The 19,689-nt window shown below is 67.2% G+C and carries 20 protein-coding genes; 9 read left to right on the forward strand and 11 right to left on the reverse strand.

Annotated features, from left to right (window positions below; translation table 11 throughout):
- Window positions 1-278 precede the first annotated feature (278 nt).
- From ABT367_RS09310 to dnaA, 5 genes are all read right to left on the reverse strand, one after another.
- Window positions 279-827 (reverse strand): DUF721 domain-containing protein, encoded by a 549-nt coding sequence (locus tag ABT367_RS09310; RefSeq protein WP_352251209.1) that lies wholly within the window; start codon window positions 825-827, stop codon window positions 279-281.
- On the reverse strand, window positions 824-1,945 hold the full coding sequence (gene recF, locus ABT367_RS09315) for a DNA replication/repair protein RecF (RefSeq protein ID WP_352251211.1): 1,122 nt from the start codon (window positions 1,943-1,945) through the stop codon (window positions 824-826). Before recF ends, ABT367_RS09310 begins: the two co-directional genes overlap by 4 nt.
- A gap of 59 nt (window positions 1,946-2,004) precedes the next feature.
- Complete coding sequence (gene gnd / locus ABT367_RS09320; RefSeq protein WP_352251213.1) at window positions 2,005-2,889, reverse strand: phosphogluconate dehydrogenase (NAD(+)-dependent, decarboxylating); 885 nt, start codon at window positions 2,887-2,889, stop codon at window positions 2,005-2,007.
- A 116-nt stretch (window positions 2,890-3,005) separates the two neighbouring features.
- Window positions 3,006-4,136, reverse strand: a complete 1,131-nt coding sequence (dnaN, locus tag ABT367_RS09325; protein WP_352251215.1) for a DNA polymerase III subunit beta — start codon at window positions 4,134-4,136, stop codon at window positions 3,006-3,008.
- Between the two features lie 1,005 nt (window positions 4,137-5,141).
- Window positions 5,142-7,238: a chromosomal replication initiator protein DnaA gene (dnaA, locus tag ABT367_RS09330; protein WP_352251217.1), complete on the reverse strand. Its 2,097-nt coding sequence runs from the start codon at window positions 7,236-7,238 to the stop codon at window positions 5,142-5,144.
- A gap of 470 nt (window positions 7,239-7,708) precedes the next feature.
- Between dnaA and rpmH the strand changes: the two genes are divergently transcribed.
- The 9 genes from rpmH to ABT367_RS09375 all read left to right on the forward strand — a co-directional run bounded on the left by rpmH (window position 7,709) and on the right by ABT367_RS09375 (window position 14,672).
- A complete protein-coding gene (gene rpmH / locus ABT367_RS09335; RefSeq protein ID WP_016644655.1) occupies window positions 7,709-7,846 on the forward strand; it encodes a 50S ribosomal protein L34 in 138 nt (45 codons plus the stop codon).
- A 19-nt stretch (window positions 7,847-7,865) separates the two neighbouring features.
- The gene (gene rnpA, locus ABT367_RS09340) at window positions 7,866-8,252 is read left to right on the forward strand and encodes a ribonuclease P protein component (protein ID WP_352251219.1); all 387 of its coding nucleotides are present in this window, start codon (window positions 7,866-7,868) and stop codon (window positions 8,250-8,252) included.
- Window positions 8,249-8,557, forward strand: a complete 309-nt coding sequence (yidD, locus tag ABT367_RS09345; protein WP_052578308.1) for a membrane protein insertion efficiency factor YidD — start codon at window positions 8,249-8,251, stop codon at window positions 8,555-8,557. The genes rnpA and yidD overlap by 4 nt, the downstream gene beginning before the upstream one ends.
- Before the next feature lie 3 nt (window positions 8,558-8,560).
- On the forward strand, window positions 8,561-9,853 hold the full coding sequence (gene yidC, locus ABT367_RS09350; RefSeq protein ID WP_352251221.1) for a membrane protein insertase YidC: 1,293 nt from the start codon (window positions 8,561-8,563) through the stop codon (window positions 9,851-9,853).
- 14 nt (window positions 9,854-9,867) lie between these two features.
- On the forward strand, window positions 9,868-10,383 hold the full coding sequence (locus tag ABT367_RS09355; RefSeq protein ID WP_352251222.1) for a protein jag: 516 nt from the start codon (window positions 9,868-9,870) through the stop codon (window positions 10,381-10,383).
- Window positions 10,384-10,501: 118 nt separating this feature from the next.
- A complete protein-coding gene (rsmG, locus tag ABT367_RS09360; RefSeq protein ID WP_352251224.1) occupies window positions 10,502-11,257 on the forward strand; it encodes a 16S rRNA (guanine(527)-N(7))-methyltransferase RsmG in 756 nt (251 codons plus the stop codon).
- Between the two features lie 361 nt (window positions 11,258-11,618).
- Window positions 11,619-12,665: a ParA family protein gene (locus ABT367_RS09365; protein ID WP_352251249.1), complete on the forward strand. Its 1,047-nt coding sequence runs from the start codon at window positions 11,619-11,621 to the stop codon at window positions 12,663-12,665.
- A complete protein-coding gene (locus ABT367_RS09370) occupies window positions 12,662-13,750 on the forward strand; it encodes a ParB/RepB/Spo0J family partition protein (RefSeq protein ID WP_352251226.1) in 1,089 nt (362 codons plus the stop codon). The genes ABT367_RS09365 and ABT367_RS09370 overlap by 4 nt, the downstream gene beginning before the upstream one ends.
- 304 nt (window positions 13,751-14,054) lie before the next feature.
- Window positions 14,055-14,672, forward strand: a complete 618-nt coding sequence (locus ABT367_RS09375; RefSeq protein WP_187814684.1) for a GNAT family N-acetyltransferase — start codon at window positions 14,055-14,057, stop codon at window positions 14,670-14,672.
- A 94-nt stretch (window positions 14,673-14,766) separates the two neighbouring features.
- Here the strand turns inward: ABT367_RS09375 and trxA are convergent, their stop codons facing one another.
- From trxA to ABT367_RS09405, 6 genes are all read right to left on the reverse strand, one after another.
- A complete protein-coding gene (gene trxA / locus ABT367_RS09380; RefSeq protein WP_165331430.1) occupies window positions 14,767-15,114 on the reverse strand; it encodes a thioredoxin in 348 nt (115 codons plus the stop codon).
- A gap of 43 nt (window positions 15,115-15,157) precedes the next feature.
- Window positions 15,158-16,120, reverse strand: coding sequence for a thioredoxin-disulfide reductase (gene trxB / locus ABT367_RS09385; protein WP_199551142.1), 963 nt, complete (start codon window positions 16,118-16,120; stop codon window positions 15,158-15,160).
- Between the two features lie 206 nt (window positions 16,121-16,326).
- Complete coding sequence (locus tag ABT367_RS09390) at window positions 16,327-17,208, reverse strand: hypothetical protein (RefSeq protein WP_352251228.1); 882 nt, start codon at window positions 17,206-17,208, stop codon at window positions 16,327-16,329.
- Window positions 17,205-17,948 carry an RNA polymerase sigma factor SigM gene (sigM, locus tag ABT367_RS09395; protein WP_352251230.1) on the reverse strand — a complete coding sequence of 248 codons (744 nt, stop codon included), beginning with the start codon at window positions 17,946-17,948 and terminating at the stop codon, window positions 17,205-17,207. The genes ABT367_RS09390 and sigM overlap by 4 nt, the downstream gene beginning before the upstream one ends.
- Window positions 17,949-18,222: 274 nt before the next feature.
- The gene (locus ABT367_RS09400) at window positions 18,223-19,137 is read right to left on the reverse strand and encodes a hypothetical protein (protein WP_352251232.1); all 915 of its coding nucleotides are present in this window, start codon (window positions 19,135-19,137) and stop codon (window positions 18,223-18,225) included.
- Window positions 19,138-19,208: 71 nt separating this feature from the next.
- Window positions 19,209-19,616: a hypothetical protein gene (locus ABT367_RS09405; RefSeq protein ID WP_352251233.1), complete on the reverse strand. Its 408-nt coding sequence runs from the start codon at window positions 19,614-19,616 to the stop codon at window positions 19,209-19,211.
- Between the last annotated feature and the right edge of the window lie 73 nt (window positions 19,617-19,689).

Genomic DNA, 19,689 nt, shown 5'->3' on the forward strand with positions numbered 1-19,689 from the left:
GCGCGTCGCGTGTGGTGCGCGTGCCGCGAGAAGACGTGATGCAGCGTTCTGGCCCCGGACCCCCGAAGGGGCGGGATTGTCTCCCAGTCTACCGGTAGCGCCGACAGTAATGGGGGCTTGCTGGCCCTTGAGTCCGCATGTGCCGCCCTGAACCGGTCTCTCCCGACTCCCCATATGCGGAACGGGGCTCCAAGAGGCTCACACGGGCGCTCAGCGCTTCGGGCTGTCAACCCTCCACTACGGTGAGGGACGGGTCGGGTGTACGGCGTGCGTACGACCTAGCCGTACGTATCCCCGGGACCCGTGCTACCGGGGGCGCGCAGGGGTCCGTAGCGCCGCGCGGGACCGCCGGGGCCGAGCACTTTGATGAGGCGGACGGTGCCCTGGCCGAGGTCCTGGTTGAGCCGCGCGACCAGCTGCGGGGCGAGCAGGCGCAGCTGCGTGGCCCAGGCGGTGGAGTCGCACTGGACGGTCAGGACGCGCTCGTCCTCGTCGTATTTCTGTGGCACGCAGTGCTTCGCGAGGTCATCCCCGACGATCTGCGGCCAGCGGCCCATCACACCGCCGACCGCGGCCGGGGTCTCCCAGCCGCGCTCGGTGATCAGGCGGTTGATCGCGGCGCCGAGGGGGAGCGGATCGCGGCCGTCGGCCCGGGCGCCGGACCTCAGCCCGCCGCCCCGCCTGGCCTGCTTCTTCTGCTGCGCCTCGGCGCCGCGCGCACGGGCCTGCTCCTTGGCGGCGCGCAGGGCGACGCGGGCGAGGTCGATGCCGCTGGGTTCGGCGGGCTTCTTCGGCTCGGGGGTCTCGGAGTTCTGTTCGGAGGTCATACGCGGGTCACCTCGCCCTGCGACACGGCGTACCGCACGCCGGCCAGCACATCCGGTACGTCGTCCTCGACCGCGGCCGTCACCAGGACCTGCTCACCGGGTGCGACCAGTTCGGCGAGCCGTTCGCGGCGCCGGGTGTCCAGCTCGGCGAAGACATCGTCGAGCACGAGCACCGGTTCGTTGCCCTCGGCGCGCAGCAGATCGTACGAGGCCAGGCGCAGCGCAAGGGCGTACGACCAGGACTCGCCGTGGCTCGCGTACCCCTTCGCGGGCAGCTCGCCGAGCCCGAGGAGCAGATCGTCGCGGTGCGGTCCGACGAGGGTCACGCCACGCTCGATCTCCTGCTTGCGTACGCCGACGAGCGCGGCGAGCAGCTGCTCGTACAGCTCCTCGCGGCCGGTCCCCGGGCCTTCGGCGGACGGCTTGTACTCGAGCACCAACGGGCCGCCGCCGGGCGCCAGTTGCTCGTACGCCTTGTCGGCGAGCGGCTGCAGCGCGGCGATCAGATCGAGCCGCTGCGCGAGCAACTCGGCGCCCGCGCGGGCCAGATGCTGGTCCCATACGTCGAGCGTGGACAGGTCCATCGAGCGGCCGCCGTGCCGGCGCGCCATGGCGGCGGACTTGAGCAGGGTGTTGCGCTGCTTGAGGACCCGGTCGTAGTCGGAGCGGACTCCGGCCATACGGGGGGAGCGCGCCGTGACCAGTTCGTCGAGGAAGCGGCGGCGCTCACCGGGGTCGCCCTTCACCAGGGCGAGGTCCTCGGGCGCGAACAGGACCGTACGTACTATCCCCAGCACATCGCGCGGTCTGACCTGCGAAGACCTGTTGATACGCGCCCGGTTGGACCTGCCGGGGTTCAGCTCCAGCTCGACCAGCTGCTGCCGCTCGCCCTGGCGGACCTGGGCGCGGATGACGGCGCGCTCGGCCCCCATCCGTACGAGCGGGGCGTCCGAGGAGACGCGGTGGCTGCCGAGGGTGGCGAGATAGCCGACGGCCTCGACGAGGTTGGTCTTGCCCTGCCCGTTGGGGCCCACGAACGCGGTGACGCCCGGGTCGAGCGGAACCTCGACCCGGGCGTACGACCGGAAATCGGCCAGCGACAGATGCGTGACGTGCATGGTGTGTGCCGACCTCCCCCGGCTGCCTCAGTCTCGGACAGCCGTGCACAGGCTGTGGATCAGTGCTCGCTCTTGGACTCGACGGCGTGGCCGCCGAACTGGTTGCGCAGTGCCGCGATCATCTTCATCTGCGGCGAGTCGTCCTGGCGCGAGGCGAAGCGGGCGAAGAGCGACGCGGTGATCGCGGGCAGCGGTACGGCGTTGTCGATGGCGGCTTCCACCGTCCAGCGGCCCTCGCCGGAGTCCTGCGCGAAACCGCGCAGCTTCTCCAGGTGCTCGTCGTCGTCCAGGGCATTGACGGCGAGGTCGAGCAGCCAGGAACGGATGACCGTGCCCTCCTGCCACGAGCGGAAGACCTCACGTACGTCGGTGACCGAGTCGACCTTCTCCAGGAGCTCCCAGCCCTCGGCGTAGGCCTGCATCATCGCGTACTCGATGCCGTTGTGGACCATCTTCGAGAAGTGGCCGGCACCGACCTTGCCCGCGTGCACCGAGCCGAAGTCGCCCTCGGGCTTGAGCGCGTCGAACACCGGCTGGACCTTCGCGATGTCCTCGGCGTCGCCGCCGTACATCAGCGCATAGCCGTTCTGCAGACCCCAGACGCCGCCGGAGACACCGCAGTCGACGAAGCCGATGCCCTTGGCCGCGAGCTCCTCCGCGTGCTTCTCGTCGTCCGTCCAGCGCGAGTTGCCGCCGTCCACGACCACGTCGCCCGGCTCGAGCAGCTCGCCGAGCTCGTCGATGGTGGACTGGGTCGCGGCCCCGGCCGGGACCATCACCCAGACCACGCGCGGACCCTTCAGCTTGCCCACAAGCTCCCGCAGGCTGTGGACATCCGCGACGTCCGGGTTGCGGTCGTATCCGATGACGGTGTGGCCTGCGCGGCGGATGCGCTCGCGCATGTTGCCGCCCATCTTGCCGAGACCGACGAGACCGAGCTCCATCAGGTGTTCCTTTTAAGTCGCGTGGTGGGTTTTCGTGCTTTCGTACCTACGTCCGAGCTTAAGCCCGGACGTAGGTACCCACCTGCGGGGCCCCTGGGGGACCCGGTTCCCGTACGTCAGCCGCTGAGGCGGACCGGCATGATCAGGTACTTGTACGCGTCGTCCGCCTCGGCGTCCACGGCCGGCTTGCCGCTGAGCAGCGCGGGCTTGGTGGACGTGGTGAAGCTGAGCTGCGCGGCCGGCGAGTCGATGGCGCTGAGACCGTCGAGCAGGAACGTCGGGTTGAACGCGATCGAGATGTCGTCGCCGTCGAGCTGGGCGTCGACCCTTTCCACAGCCTGTGCGTCGTCGCTGGAGCCGGCCTCCAGGATCAGCACGCCCTGCTCGAAGCTGAGGCGCACCGGGGTGTTGCGCTCGGCGACCAGGGCCACGCGCTTGACGGCCTCGACGAACGGGGCGGTCTCGATGATCGCGACCGAGTTGAACTCCGTCGGGAAGAGCGTCTTGTACTTCGGAAGATCGCCTTCGAGCAGCCGGGTCGTGGTGCGCCGGCCGGCGCCCTCGAAACCGATCAGGCCCTCGCCCGCACCGGAGCCGGACAGCGCGATGGTGACGCTGTCGCCGCTCGTGAGCGCCTTGGCGGTGTCCAGGAGGGTCTTGGCGGGCACCAGGGCGACCGCGGAGGCGTCCGGCACCTCGGGCTTCCACAGGAACTCGCGGACCGCGAAGCGGTAGCGGTCGGTGGACGCCAGCGTGACGGTGTCGCCCTCGATCTCGATCCGCACACCGGTGAGCACCGGCAGCGTGTCGTCACGGCCGGCGGCGATGGCCACCTGGGCCGCGGCGGAGGCGAAGACCTCACCGGGGACGGTGCCGGTCGCCGAGGGCATCTGCGGCAGCGCCGGGTACTCCTCGACGGGGAGGGTGTGCAGCGTGAACCGCGAGGATCCACAGACCACCGTCGCCCGTACACCGTCTGTGGAAATCTCCACCGGCCGGTTGGGCAGAGCCCTCGTGATGTCGGCGAGCAGACGGCCCGAGACCAGGACCGTGCCCTCCTCGTCGACCTCCGCGTCCACCGAGACCCGGGCCGAGACCTCGTAGTCGAAGCCGGAGAGGCTCAGCGCGCCTTCCTCCGCCTTCAGCAGAAGGCCCGCCAGGACCGGCGCCGGCGGACGGGCAGGGAGGCTGCGTGCCGCCCAGGCCACCGCCTCCGCGAGTACGTCGCGCTCTACCCGGATCTTCACCGTAAGCCGCCTCCTGCTGACGCCTGGCTGCTCGCCCTGCTGGTCTGTCGTCGCTGTCTGAGTGGTTGGCCCGTCCCCAAGGTGGGGAGAACGCCGGGGACCAGTCTGACGCACCGCACTGACAGCTGGTGCCTGTCGGGGTCAAGTCGTGACGGGCGGGCAGAGGTCGACGCGCCTCGAGTTGTGCACAGCCCCCACTTCAAATCGATTCCAGCCCTCTCTCTACTTGGTCGTAGTAGTAGGGGCTGTGGAAACCGTGGATAACCTCGTTTTCGCAGGTCAGGGCCCAAATTTTGTCCACCGCGCCTGTGGGCGGTGCCCGTGGATAACCCCGGTGAACTGTGGACGGCGGAAAGTTCTGCACACCTGATTCACAGCCAAGGGCCACTTCTCCCCAGCGTCGTCCCCAGCTTTACCCAGGTTGCCCACAGGCCAACCTGGCACCTTTGTGTGACGCCTTTCACTCGACCCGGTGAGACGGCGCGTTGCGTTGCCGAACAGTGGACAGGCGTGTGGAGAAGCTGGGGACAAGTGCCCGATCCCTGTGGGCAGCCGGTGGACAACTTCATCAACAGCCTGTGGGCAGAGGATTCATCCACAGTCTGTGGAGATCCGTTGTCCACGAATCCACAGGCGCCTGACCTGGGTTGATGACCTGTCACCAGCCTGGCCTGTGGACGCAATCTGGACAACTCGGCAGTCCCCAGGGTGTGGACGGGCATTTCGTCGCACTTCTGTGGAGAAACAGTCCTGCACAAGGGCTATTCGAACAGCTGTGAGCGGCCCGGGAGTTCGCGCCGACGCCGATTGCGTACGGGAAGAGGCCGGCGGAGGCGCGAGAAGTGGCTCCGTGGACGGTGAGAAGAGGCCTGCGGACGGCGAGAAGCGCGTCGGTGGACTGCGAGATGCATGCCCGTGGACGACGAGAAGCGTGTCCGTGGACGACGAGAAGCGCCCCGGGAACCGTGTCCCGGGGCGCTTCTGCGAGCCGTAACTCTGCTGCTGTCAGCCGTTCTTGATGCGGTTGGTGAGCTCGGTGACCTGGTTGTAGATGGAGCGGCGCTCGGCCATCAGCGCGCGGATCTTGCGGTCCGCGTGCATCACGGTCGTGTGGTCGCGGCCGCCGAACTGCGCGCCGATCTTCGGCAGCGAGAGGTCGGTGAGCTCGCGGCACAGATACATGGCGATCTGCCGCGCCGTCACCAGGACGCGGCTGCGCGAGGAGCCGCACAGGTCGTCCACGGTCAGCCCGAAGTAGTCGGCGGTGGCGGCCATGATGGCCGTCGCCGTGATCTCCGGAGCCGAGTCCTCGCCGCCGGGGATCAGGTCCTTGAGCACGATCTCGGTCAGGCCGAGGTCCACCGGTTGCCGGTTCAGCGAGGCGAAGGCGGTGACGCGGATCAGCGCGCCCTCGAGCTCACGGATGTTGCGCGAGATCCGCGAGGCGATGAACTCGAGCACCTCCGGCGGGGCGTTGAGCTGCTCCTGCACCGCCTTCTTGCGCAGGATCGCGATACGGGTCTCCAGCTCGGGCGGCTGGACGTCCGTGATCAGGCCCCACTCGAAGCGGTTGCGCAGCCGGTCCTCCAGGGTGACCAGCTGCTTGGGCGGCCGGTCACTGGAGAGCACGATCTGCTTGTTCGCGTTGTGCAGCGTATTGAAGGTGTGGAAGAACTCCTCCTGCGTCGACTCCTTGTCCGCGAGGAACTGGATGTCGTCGACGAGCAGGATGTCCATCTCGCGGTAGCGCTTGCGGAAGCTGTCGCCCTTGCCGTCGCGGATCGAGTTGATGAACTCGTTGGTGAACTCCTCCGAGCTCACGTACCGCACCCGCGTACCGGGATAGAGGCTGCGCGCGTAGTGCCCGATGGCGTGCAGCAGGTGCGTCTTGCCGAGGCCCGACTCCCCATAGATGAACAGGGGGTTGTACGCCTTGGCCGGCGCCTCGGCGACGGCGACCGCGGCGGCGTGCGCGAAGCGGTTCGAGGCACCGATGACGAAGGTGTCGAAGAGGTACTTCGGGTTCAGGCGCGCGGTCGGCTCACCGGGTCCTGTGGCCGGCGCGGGCTGCGCGGCGAGCGGGCCGGGAGCGCCGCTGGGTGCCGAACCGCCCCGGTTGCCCGAGTTGTCCCCCATGCCGGGCCGCTGCTCGTATCCCTGGCGCTGCTTCTCGTACGGGCCCCGGTCGTTCTCATACGAGGGACGGTCGGAGTCGTACGACGGGCGCTCGGAGCGGTAGTCGCGCGGGGGCTGCGGGGAGGCGTAGGGATCGCGCTCGGGGTAGCCGTCGCGCTTCGGGTAGCCGTCCCGCTCGGGGGTGCCGTAGCCGTCCCGGTCCTGGGAGTTGTACGACTCGCGCTCCGGCGCACCGTACGCGTCGCGCTCGGGGAATCCGAGGCGCGGCTGCTGCCAGCCGTAGTCGTCCTGCTGTCCGGGCCGCGGCCAGGCACCGGGCTCGCGGCGCTGGTAGTCGGGGTAGGCCGGGCGGACCGTGGGCAGCGAGTCGTTCTGCTGCTCGTCGTGGCGGGGGCCCTGGTCGGGGCCGTCGTGCCGGGCGCCTTCGTGGCGTCCCTCGTCGCGACGGCCGTCATCCCGGCTGTCACGACTGTCACGGGCGTCCCGGCTGTCACGCCCGTCCCGGCGGCCGTCGTCCCGGCGGCTTTCGTCGCGCCGACCGTAGCTCTCGTACGACGAAGCGTTCTGGCCGTTCTGCCCGCGCGGGCCCATCCCGGGGAAAGCGCCCGGGAGTTCAGGCTCCTCGAAACGCTCGGGCGGCTGCGGCGCAGGGGACGACGGAGGTGTGAGCGGCAGTTCGCCCATCGACTCGTCGACCGTGATCGCGATACGGATCGGCCGGCCGCACTCACGGCTCAGCGTTTCGCTGACGATCGGGGCGAGCCGCCCCTCGAGCCGGTTCTTCGCCATCTCGTTCGGTACGGCGAGCAGCGCCGTGTCCGCGACGAGCGCCAAGGGCTGGCAGCGCCGGATCCACTGCACATCCTTCGCGTCGACCCCCTGGCCGTGCCCGTCGCGCCCCTCGCCGAGCAGCTGTTCCAGCACGCGTGGCCAGACTGCGGCAAGATCGGCAGGTACGTCAGCCACAGGGCACGCTCTCTCACGAGGTCACGATGTCCCACGAAGGTGTGGTTCTGCGGGACTGGTGTGTACGGGGGTACGGCGGGAAAAATCTGGGTCGGTCCTCCCACGATCCTGGATGGAATCGGCTCGGATGGGTGGGACGGGGCGAAGCCGGGTGGGTTCGGGTCAATCCGAGTCCAGCCACGGTAGTCAGGGCGACGGCTGCGGTTCAAGTTGTTGTCCACAGCCTGTGCACAGTGTCGGTCCTCGCAGGTCCCCGTGGTCGATCCTTCGCTGGTTTGACCGGATGGCGTAGCCCCGCGTACCGTAACCAGGTCGAGTTGTCGATGGCTGCTGCCGCCTGCCTCCGATGGGCGTAGATCACGCGAGTGATCACTAAGCGGTGCACTCGGGCGTAATCGCGAGCTACTCGTGGGCGCACGGTGACAGCCAGGCGACATCGCCCACCCGATTGATTTCTCTGGAGCCCCCGAGTGAGCAAGCGCACCTTCCAGCCGAACAACCGCCGCCGCGCGAAGACCCACGGTTTCCGCCTGCGGATGCGTACCCGTGCCGGCCGCGCCGTCCTGGCGTCCCGCCGCAGCAAGGGTCGCGCCCGCCTGTCGGCCTGATTCCGCAGGTCATGACGTCGTGCTGCCTACCGAGCATCGGCTGAGGCGGCGCGAGGACTTCGCGACCGCGGTACGCCGGGGACGTCGGGCTGGACGCCCGCTCCTCGTCGTCCATCTACGCAGCGGTGCTGATCTCTATAACGACGGGGACCCGCACGTGCCTGGGGAGAGCACTCCCCCGACGCGTGCGGGTTTCGTCGTGAGCAAGGCCGTGGGCGTGGCGGTCGTACGCAACAAGGTGAAGCGTCGCCTCAGGCACCTGGTGCGCGAACGGCTGAGCGAGCTGCCCCCCGGTAGCCTGGTAGTCGTACGAGCGCTGCCCGGAGCGGGTGACGCCGACCATGCACAGCTGGCCCGGGACCTGGATGCCGCGCTCGCGCGGCTTCTGTCAGGGGGCGCGCGATGAAATATCCACTGCTGGCTTTGATCAAGCTGTACCAGTGGACCATCAGCCCACTCCTCGGGCCGGTGTGCAAGTACTACCCGTCGTGCTCCCACTACGGCTTCACGGCCATCGACCGGCACGGCGCGATCAAGGGAACAGGGCTCACCGCCTGGCGCATCCTGCGCTGCAACCCGTGGTCGCACGGTGGTGTCGACCATGTACCACCGCGCAAGCGGCCGCGATGGCACGAAATGCTGCGCAACGCCTGGCGCAACCGGGGCGGGAAGGCCCCCACCGAGACTCCGTCCCACGCTCAAGGAGCCTGATTAGTGGACACGATTGCCAGCCTCTTCAGCTTTATCACCACACCTGTCTCGTGGATCATCGTCCAGTTCCACTCGGTGTACGGGAAGATCTTCGGTCCCGACACGGGCTGGGCCTGGGGTCTGTCCATCGTGTCCCTGGTGATCCTGATCCGTATCTGCCTGATCCCGCTCTTCGTGAAGCAGATCAAGGCGACTCGTGGCATGCAGACGCTGCAGCCCGAGATGAAGAAGATCCAGGAGCGCTACAAGAACGACAAGCAGCGCCAGTCCGAAGAGATGATGAAGCTGTACAAGGAGACGGGTACCAACCCGCTCTCCTCGTGCCTTCCGATCCTGGCGCAGTCCCCGTTCTTCTTCGCCCTGTACCACGTGCTCAACAGCATCGCCACGGGCAAGACGATCGGCGCGATCAACCAGCAGCTGCTCGACAGCGCCCGTGAGGCCCACATCTTCGGTGCCCCGCTGGCCGCCAAGTTCACGGACAGCGCCGCGAAGCTCGCGGACCTGGACGCGACGGCCGCGAACGTCAAGATCGTCACCGCGATCATGATCGTCCTGATGTCGGCCTCGCAGTTCTTCACGCAGCGCCAGCTGATGACGAAGAACGTCGACATGAGCGTGAAGACGCCGTTCATGCAGCAGCAGAAGATGCTGATGTACGTCTTCCCCGTCATGTTCGCCGTCTTCGGTATCAACTTCCCCGTCGGTGTCCTCGTCTACTGGCTGACCACCAACCTGTGGACCATGGGCCAGCAGATGTACGTCATCCGCCAGAACCCCACCCCGGGCAGCAAGGCGCAGGCCGCCTTCCTGGAGCGTCTGCAGACCAAGCTGGTGAAGACCGACGGCGAGAAGCTCCGCCGCGGTGAGAAGAACATCATCAAGGCGATCGTCGCCAAGGGCCGCGACCGCAATGACAACGAGCGCAAGTTCATCAACGGTCTGAGCAAGGCCGGCCTGGCCGCCAACGCCGAGGGCCTGGTGTCGAAGAGCGAGAGCGCCGTGGCGGTGCTCGACGGTGACGACGAGTCGCCCGCGTCCGGGCAGCCCAAGCGGCAGCAGCCCAAGCGTCAGTCCAAGTCGCAGCGCCAGTCCGCGGCCGCCCAGCAGGTCTCGAAGAGCGACGGCGACGGCAAGACCTCGCTGACGAAGTCCGATGAGCCGCAGGACGCCAAGCCCAAGACCCCTGCGAAGCCGGCCGCTGCCAAGCAGCAGCCCGCCGCCGGTGCCCGCAGCAAAGCCAAGTCCGGACAGCGCAAGGGCCAGCAGCGGCCCAAGCACCCGTCCAAGAAGTAAGAAGGAGTTCCTCCGTGACGGACGGCACCACCACCGAGGCCGCTGCCGAGGCCGGCGACACCCTCACCCGCCTCGAGCAGGAAGGTGAGATCGCAGCGGACTACCTCGAGGGCCTGCTCGACATCGCCGATCTCGACGGCGATATCGACATGGACGTCGAGGCCGACCGCGCCGCCGTGTCGATCATCAGCGACTCCGGCGGCCGCGACCTGCAGAAGCTGGTCGGCCGCGATGGCGAGGTCCTCGAAGCGCTCCAGGAGCTGACCCGGCTTGCGGTCCACCGCGAGACCGGTGACCGCAGCCGTCTGATGCTCGACATCGCCGGCTACCGGGCCAAGAAGCGCGCCGAGCTCTCCGAGATCGGTGCCAAGGCCGCGGCCGAGGCGAAGAGCTCCGGCGAGCCCGTGAAGCTCAAGCCGATGACGCCGTTCGAGCGCAAGGTTGTGCACGACGCGGTCAAGACCGCCGGTCTGCGCAGCGAGTCCGAGGGCGAGGAGCCGCAGCGCTTCGTCGTCGTACTGCCTGCCTGATCGGTCCCTTGGCCTGATCGGTCCTGCGGTTTTCCCGGCCCCGTCTGTTCGCAGACGGGGCCGGTCTTTGTCAGCCTGATAGTGAGCCCCTGAGCGCGGTCGGCGCGTCAGCACGGTATTGCGGTACGGAAGGACGGTTCCCGTGACGGAGACGTCAGAGGTCCCCTCGTCAGAGCTCCCCCCGGCTCCCGAGCAGGCCCGAGCAGTCTTCGGCGAGCGCTTCGACGACGCCGTCCGGTACGCGGAGCTGCTCGCCGACGCCGGCGTCAAGCGCGGCCTGATCGGCCCCCGCGAGGTGCCCCGCCTGTGGGAGCGGCATCTGCTGAACTGCGCGGTGCTCTCCGAGGTGGTGCCGCAAGGCGTCACGGTCTGCGATGTCGGCTCCGGTGCCGGCCTGCCGGGCATCCCCCTGGCGCTGGTCCGCGAGGACCTCAAGATCACGCTTCTTGAGCCGCTCCTTCGCCGTACGAACTTCCTGACCGAGGTCGTCGAGCTGCTCGGCCTCGACCATGTGACGGTCGTGCGCGGACGCGCAGAGGAGGTCCTGGGCAAGCTGCCGCCTGTGCATGTCGTCACAGCCCGCGCGGTGGCTCCGCTCGACCGGCTCGCCGCCTGGGGTGTTCCGCTGCTCCGGCCGTACGGCGAGATGCTGGCGCTCAAGGGCGACACCGCCGAGGAGGAGCTCAACGGCGCCAAGGCCGCGCTCGCCAAGCTCGGTGCCGAGAAGACCTCGGTGCTGCAGGTCGGCGAGGGCATTGTGGACCCGCTCTCCACGGTCGTACGGGTCGAGGTCGGCGAGAGCCCGGGTGGTGTGCGCTTCGCTGCGAAGCGGGCGAAGGCGGCCCGTGTGGGGCGCTCCCGGCGTCGACGCTGAAGCCGGCCCTGAAGCTGCCCTGAACTCGGCTCTGAAGTCGCCCCTGAAGCCGACGCTGACATTGGCGCTGACGTAAAAGTGTGATCGGTTGACGTTTTGGCGCGCTGATCCGTCCTGATGACGAGCCATAGGCCACACAAGCTGCCAAACGTACGCACGTCGGAGTGTCGTGCACTGCGGTTCGCGGCACCTCGGCATCGTGTTTCACGTGAAACGTCGCTCACTGCTCCACGGGATCATCAGCCGCAGCCGTAGTGCCGCGCCTCGTGATCGCAAACCCCCCGAGAGGGGGATGGAGTTCTCCACAACGGAGGATTCATCCACAGAAGACCGGGCCTCGCTGGTTCACGACCCCGAAGGCATGGGAGGCTCTGTTCATTGCGAGCCTGAAGTCGAGGAGAGTGAATCCTTGCGGTCCGACGCCAACATCGCGGGACCGATGACCGATCCGGTCCCCGGTCCCCGTACCGAGTCAGCAGGGGAGGATGTTTCACGTGAAACACCGCCCCCGATGGACGACACCCCGATTGGTCGTGCTGCCCAACTGGCGGTCGAGGCCTTGGGCCGAGCCGGCGAGGGGCTGCCACGCCCTGAGCAAACACGTGTCATGGTCGTCGCCAACCAGAAAGGTGGCGTCGGCAAGACCACGACCACGGTCAACATGGCCGCTTCGCTTGCCCTGCACGGTGCCCGTGTCCTGGTGATCGACCTGGACCCGCAGGGCAATGCCTCCACGGCACTCGGTATCGACCACCACGCCGAAGTCCCCTCTATTTACGACGTGTTGGTGGAGAGCAAGCCGCTCTCCGAGGTCGTCCAGCCCGTGCCGGATGTGGAAGGTCTCTTCTGCGCTCCCGCCACCATCGATCTCGCCGGTGCGGAGATCGAGCTGGTGTCCCTCGTGGCGCGGGAGAGCCGGCTGCAGCGGGCCATCCAGGCCTACGAGCAGCCGCTGGACTACATCCTCATCGACTGCCCGCCCTCGCTCGGCCTGCTCACGGTCAATGCGATGGTGGCGGGCAACGAGGTGCTCATCCCGATCCAGTGCGAGTACTACGCGCTGGAGGGGCTCGGTCAGCTGTTGCGCAACGTCGATCTCGTACGAGGGCACCTCAACCCCGCCCTTCACGTCTCGACGATCCTCCTCACCATGTACGACGGCCGGACCCGCCTTGCCTCCCAGGTGGCGGACGAGGTGCGCAACCACTTCGGCAATGAAGTGCTGCGGACGAGCATTCCCCGGTCGGTGCGTATCTCGGAGGCCCCGAGTTACGGACAGACGGTCCTGACTTACGATCCGGGTTCCAGCGGTGCGCTCTCGTACCTCGAAGCCGCCAGGGAAATGGCCCTGCGCGGTGCGGTCGTAGGTGCACAGAACGAACAGAGCATGGCGGAGGGGATTCAGTGAGCGAGCGACGTAGAGGACTGGGGCGCGGACTTGGCGCGCTGATTCCCGCGGCTCCTACTCCGGAGAGCTCTTCGGCCGCGGGTGGCGCATCGCCTTCTGCGGGGCCGGTGCTCACCGCGGAGCGCGGGGTGGCCGCTGCCAAGGTGGCCACACTGCCGCCGGGCAATGTTTCACGTGAAACGGAGCCGGCGGTCGAGGTCGAGAGCATCGACATCGAGCCGCAGTACGTCGCTGGTGCGCACTTCGCCGAGGTGCCGCTGGACTCCATCACGCCCAACCCGCGCCAGCCGCGTGAGATCTTCGACGAGGACGCCCTCGCCGAGCTCGTGACCTCCATCAAGGAGGTCGGGCTCCTCCAGCCGGTGGTCGTCCGGCAGTTGGGCCCCGAGCGCTACGAGCTCATCATGGGTGAGCGCCGCTGGCGGGCCTCTCGTGAGGCGGGCCTCGAGCGGATTCCCGCGATCGTGCGCGAGACCGAGGACGAGAAGCTTCTCCTCGACGCCCTCCTCGAGAACCTCCACCGGGCTCAGCTGAACCCGATCGAAGAGGCCAACGCGTACGAGCAGTTGCTGAAGGACTTCAACTGCACGCACGACCAGTTGGCCGACCGGATCGGGCGCTCGCGTCCCCAGGTCTCCAACACGCTGCGTCTGCTGCGTCTCTCGCCGGCCGTACAGAAGCGCGTGGCGGCCGGTGTGCTCTCCGCCGGCCATGCGCGTGCCCTGCTGTCCGTGGAGGACACGGAGGAGCAGGAGCGTCTCGCGTACCGGATCGTGGCCGAGGGACTCTCGGTGCGTTCCGTGGAAGAGATCGTCCAGCTGATGAGCGCCGACCAGAAGAAGGCGCCCAAGAGCAAGGGCCCCCGGGCGGGAACGCGGCTGTCGCCGGCGCTCACCAGCCTTGCGACCCGTCTGTCGGATCGCTTCGAGACCCGGGTGAAGGTCGACCTGGGGCAGAAGAAGGGCAAGATCGTCGTCGAGTTCGCCTCGATGGAGGATCTGCAGCGGATCCTCGGCACGCTCGCCCCCGGAGAGGGGCCCGTCCTTGAGGGCTCCCTGCCGGAGGACGACGACGCCGAGAGCTGATCCCGGCGTGTCCTGAAGAGCGAGCCGTGTCCGGAATGTTCGGAACACGGCTCGCTCTTTGCTTTATTGGCGTTTCGCGGCAATCGCAGGGTGGATACGATGCGATCGGGTATCGCGCATCCACCCGACAGCACCTCAGGGAGAGGGAGGCGGGGGCCATGCGTACGGTGAGCCGCACCGGGTTGGTGACCGCGGGACTTGGCCTGGGGGCGGTCGGCGGATTCGTCGGCAGTCTGCTCAGGGAACGGAGCGCGCTCACCGCAGCACGAGTCGCGGCGGGCGAAGGAAGTGAGGAACTGCCTTCATGGGGCGTCGGCTCGTACCGCTCACGCTGGACAACCTCCCGGACCTTCCCAAGCGCTGCCGATCATGTGTCTTCTGGGAACTGGATCCGGTCAGTGGCCAGGCCGCGGTAAGGGCAGGAACCCCGGAGCTGGAGAAGGAAGCCTGGATCTCCGCCGTGCTTCTGGAGTGGGGCTCGTGCGGTCGTGTGGTCTACGTCGACGAGGTCCCGGTGGGCTTCGTTCTCTACGCGCCGCCGGCTTATGTGCCCCGCTCGACCGCTTTCCCCACGAGCCCTGTGGCGCCGGATGCCGTACAGCTGATGACCGGTTGGATCACCCCTGGGTATCAGGGACAGGGCCTGGGCCGGGTCATGGTGCAGACCGTTGCCAAGGATCTGCTGCGCAGGGGCTTCAAGGCCATAGAGGCCTTCGGGGATGCCCGTTGGAAGGAACCGGCGTGTGTGCTCCCCGCCGACCATCTGCTCGCGGTGGGCTTCAAGACGGTGCGTCCGCATCCAGTGCATCCGAGACTGCGTCTGGAGCTGCGTACGACGCTGTCGTGGAAGGAGGACGTCGAGCTGGCCCTCGACCGTCTCCTCGGCGCCGTACAGAAGGAGCCGGCGCTCCGGCCGCTGTGAATCCGTCTGTAGGAACGCGAAAGGGCCGCCCCGAAGGGCGGCCCTTGTTTCACGTGAAACATCGTCCGGCGGTGACGCCTCAGGACTGCGGCGATCAGGCCTTGGTGGCCTCGTCGCCGATGAAGTCCTCCAGGTCGCGCACGATCGCGGCCTTCGGCTTGGCGCCGACGATGGTCTTGGCGACCTCGCCGCCCTGGTAGACGTTGAGCGTCGGGATGGACATGACGCCGTACTTGGCGGCCGTCGCCGGGTTCTCGTCGATGTTCAGCTTGACGATCTCGATCTTGTCGCCGTGCTCCGCGGCGATCGCCTCGAGCGACGGGGCGATCTGGCGGCACGGGCCGCACCAGGCGGCCCAGAAGTCCACCAGTACGGGCTTGTCGCTCTTGAGCACGTCCTGCTCGAAGGAGTCGTCGGTCACGTTCTTCAGGGTGCCGGCCACGCTGGGCTCCTTAACTCGGTACTGCGGTGGGGGAGGTTGAGGTTCAGACGGTCGCCGCGGCGGCGGTCTCGTTGTCCGCGAGGGCGGCGAGGAAGCGCTCGGCGTCCAGGGCGGAGGAGCAGCCGGTGCCGGCCGCCGTGATCGCCTGACGGTAGGTGTGGTCGACGACATCGCCGGCTGCGAAGACGCCGGTGAGGTTCGTCCGCGTCGAGGGGGCGTCCACCTTCAGGTAGCCCTCCTCGTCCAGGTCGAGCTGACCCTTGAAGAGCTCGGTGCGCGGGTCGTGGCCGACCGCGATGAACAGACCCGTGACGGGCAGCTCGGAGGTTTCACCAGTCTTGGTGTTGCGCAGGGTCAGACCGGAGAGCTTCTGCTCACCGTGGATCTCGGCGACCTCGCTGTCCCAGGCGAACTTGATCTTCGGGTCGGCGAACGCGCGCTCCTGCATCGCCTTGGACGCCCGCAGGGAGTCACGGCGGTGCACGATCGTCACGGACTTGGCGAAGCGGGAGAGGAAGGTCGCCTCCTCCATCGCGGTGTCGCCACCGCCGACCACGGCGATGTCCTGGTCCTTGAAGAAGAAGCCGTCGCACGTGGCGCACCAGGAGACACCGCGGCCCGACAGCGCGTCCTCGTTCGGCAGGCCGAGCTTGCGGTGCTGGGAGCCGGTCGTCACGATCACGGCCTTGGCGCGGTGCACCGTGCCGGCCGTGTCGGTGACGGTCTTGATGTCACCCGTGAGGTCGACGGCCACGACGTCGTCCGGGATCAGCTCGGCGCCGAAGCGCTCCGCCTGGCCGCGCATGTTGTCCATGAGCTCGGGGCCCATGATGCCGTCCTGGAAGCCCGGAAAGTTCTCCACCTCGGTGGTGTTCATCAGCGCACCGCCGGCGGTGACGGCGCCCTCGAACACGAGCGGCTTCAGCGACGCGCGCGCCGTGTAGAGCGCCGCCGTGTAACCGGCGGGCCCGGAGCCGATGATGATCACGTTACGGACGTCGCTCACGGGTTGATTCCTCGTCTCTGCGGACTGACTGCCTACTGCCTCAGGGGAGCCCTACCGGGACTCTCACCCCACCCAACGGATCCTACGGGGCATGCATTCCCGTCATGACCGCGTTCGGGGTGTGTTCCTGAGCCATGGCCTCCGCAGAGCCTTGAGTTCCGTGGCGCGCAGGCGTGGGCGAGCGTCAGTTCCGCAGGAAGCGAGCGTCAGTTCCGGGGGAAGGAGGTCTCGAGCAGCACCTTGCCGGTGGCGGTGGACTGGTCCTCCTTGAGACACGCGGCGTCCACCACATAGGCGGAGACACGGGTGATCTGCGAGGCGTGCGGGAGCACCACCAGATAGGCCGGCGCGCCTTTGTACGTCCCGTTCTCAGCGGCGAGGGGCTCGGCGGCGCGGGCGATGCCCCGAGCGATGCACTCGGGGACTCCGGGGACGTCCTTGGTCCTGGGCGTGTTGGGTGTCTCGCCCGAGGTGGAGTTCGCTCCGACAGAGGCCGACTCGGCGCTGGTCCGAGAAGCCACCAGGGTTTCCACACGCGTCTTGAGATCGCTCCCGGAGAACTTCTCTGTGGCTTGTGTGCCTGGCCCTTCGTCGCTGCCGTCCGGCAGAAACACGAGCGTGCCGATTCCGACGGCCGCAACGGTGGCGAGGGCGCCGAGCGCGGCGACCGCCCCACGTCGGCGACGTCGTGGCGCGTTGCTTCGACCCGGGCCCGTGGCTCCTCGCGGATGGCCCCCAGGGCGCTGCGAGGGCGATGTTTCACGTGAAACATCGGCCGACGCGTCCCGCACGGGTGTCGTTTCAGGCTCGCTGTCGCTCTGTGTTTCACGTGAAACGTCGAGCAGCGCTTCTGCCGCCAGCGCCGCATCGATCCGCGCGGCCACCTCATCCGGCATACGCGTCTCCGCCGGCAGCGTGCCGAGCAGTACGCGGATCTCCTCCAGTGAGGCCTGCACATCGGCGCACAGGACACAGTCGCCGAGGTGCCGACGTACGACAGCAGAGCGCGAGGCCGACAGCAGTCCTTCGGCGAGATCAGAGAGCTCCGAGACTTCCGGGTGCTCGGCCGTGCCGGTCGTGGATGTCACGCTCGCCCACCTCCGCCCTTCACGGCTGCTGAATCGCCCGTTCCCGTATCCCGTGCTTCTGCTGCCGGTGGGACGGATGTCCCCTCGCTCCGGTTCCTTCCGGACTCCGGCTGTTCGGTGATTCTTTCGCCGCCGTCTCTCGGGGCGCCTGTGTCGCGGTCCCGCTCGGTGCCGACCCGCAGATGGCTGAGGAGAGGCAGCAGACGCGCTCTGCCGCGGGCACAGCGGCTCTTCACCGTGCCGGTGGGCACATCGAGGATCCGTGCGGCCTCGGCCACGGGATAGCCCTGCATATCGACCAGGACAAGCGCGGCCCGCTGATCGGCCGGAAGGGTGCCGAGCGCCTCGATCAGTTCCCGGTGCAGATCCTGGCGCTCGGCCGGGGCCGCGGCCGACTCATGCGGCTCGAGCAGCTGCTCCAGGCGCTCCGTGTCGTCGACCGGTGAGGTCTTACGGGAAGCGGCCTTGCGTGCACGGTCCAGACAGGCGTTGACCGTGATGCGGTGCAGCCAGGTGGTGACCGCGGACTGTCCACGGAAGGTGTGTGCGGCGCGATAAGCGGAGACCAGCGCGTCCTGAACCGCATCCGCGGCTTCCTCACGATCCCCCAGCGTGCGCAGCGCGACAGCCCACAGGCGGTCCCGATGACGCACGACGATCTCCCCGAACGCCTCCGGGTCGCCGGCGACATGGCGGGACAGGAGCTCCTTGTCGCTGGGCAGATCAGAGCTGGCAGTCACACTGTCCCCCGCCCTCAGTACTCAGATCCGACATCGCGACACCACAAAGGTATATCTGGCCTGCTGGACGCGACGACCGATGTCGCATCTTTTTTGCGTGGCAAGCCACCAGCGCTGAGCGCAGCTCAGACAACACGCTGAGCGCTCCACGTCGGCGCCCAGTGCCGCCCGCCGGAGAGCCGCCGTCCCGTCCCACAACGGACCGACGGCGCTCAGTGGTGGCCGTGAACACAGACCGGTATCGCCGGACGGAGGTGTATCGGTGGACGGGATATCACTTCCACTGGGACTCGATCGCTCTGACCGTGATGTCCCGCTGATGCTTGATCGGTTCGAGTTTCCTCTGATTCTTGCGGATCAGGTCCCTCTGGATCGCGGATTCGACGCCCTGCCAAGCAACAATGAGCCCGCTCGAGTTCTTGCAGCTCACATCAGCCACAGCAACGCTCTTCTCCAGTTCGCCTGCCTCCGGAGTGGAAAACCGAGGGTCATTGCTGGCAGAGAAGGGTTCAGCCTTATAGGTGTAGCCGCTCTTGCTCATGCAGGCAGCCCACTTGGACAGAGCATCTTTCACTTCAGGATGCTTCATGGATTCTTGAAACGAGGACAAGCTCAAGTCTTGGACGAACTGAGGGTTCCCGGGGACTCCCGTAGGTGTGTAACCCAGCTTCTTGAGCGCTTGGCCTTTACACCCTCCTCGGGGTATCTGGTTCCCGTGTGAATCCACACCACCCTTGCCCACCGTTCCAGGGTCGGTGCTGCCGCCCGTGAGAGTGAACGCCTCTTCCGGTGAGATCTCATGCCCACTGTCTGGTTCCTTGACCTGCTCAGGCACCCGATAGCCGTTCTTCGCGGCGAGCACACCATCCGTAATCCCGTAACGGCGCTCGTTCGCCACACTGATGCCGGGCTCCGGCGGGCTGTCGAGCGTGAACTCCTTGTGGTCGTACTTCTTCATGCACGAGATGCTGAGTTCTCGAAGGAGGACGGAACTCTTGTAGAGCTGGAAATCATCGAGCATGTAGCTGTCGAGAGGAAGACCGATCCTGCGTGCAGGGAGAGCGTCGCTGCTGTTGTCTTTCCCCTCTCCTCCGGGGGAGTCGTCGACAGTGCATGCGCTAACGGAGAGAATCGCAAGCGCTATAGCGGCAGTGCGAAGAGACGGGGGGAAGTTGAACACTGGCAGCATCTTCTGTTCGTATGTTCCGTGAGCTACACGCGGGGGGCATCGCACCCCCCCCGCGTGGGCATGTCAAATGATCAGCAGTTGCCGCTTTCGACGAACACGCTCGATGCGTTGTTGTTCTTCAGCTTGCTGTTGAGATTTGCAGTGATCCAGGGCTGGATGTCCTGGCGGGCACCCTGCTGGTTAGAGTTGTAGAAAACAGCGACGGCCACAAAGTGGTGATAGTTCTTTACCGAAGCAGCATTGTTCTTCAGCGTGATCCCGGCGCCATTGCCCGGCCCGATGAACTTGAAGTTGACATGGTTGTAGCCCCAGCAGTCGTCCAGGTCGACCTTGGCTCCCTTTCCGCCAGAGTTGAAGAAGAAGCAGGCGTCCTTGTCCACATTGCAGGTTCCGTCGCCGCTTGCAGCAGCTGAAGGAGCGAAAGCCAGAAGGCTTCCTATTGCCATCGAGGCTGCGGCAAATGCGGAAAATTTCCTCATGGGTACCCCCAGTTGAGTCAGTTGAAGACTGCCGCAACTTATCAGCCAGCCCTAAAGCTGACGTGCGAGGGGG

It is taken from the genome of Streptomyces mesophilus, assembly GCF_040300965.1.
Taxonomy (GTDB): Bacteria; Actinomycetota; Actinomycetes; order Streptomycetales; family Streptomycetaceae; genus Streptomyces; species Streptomyces mesophilus_A.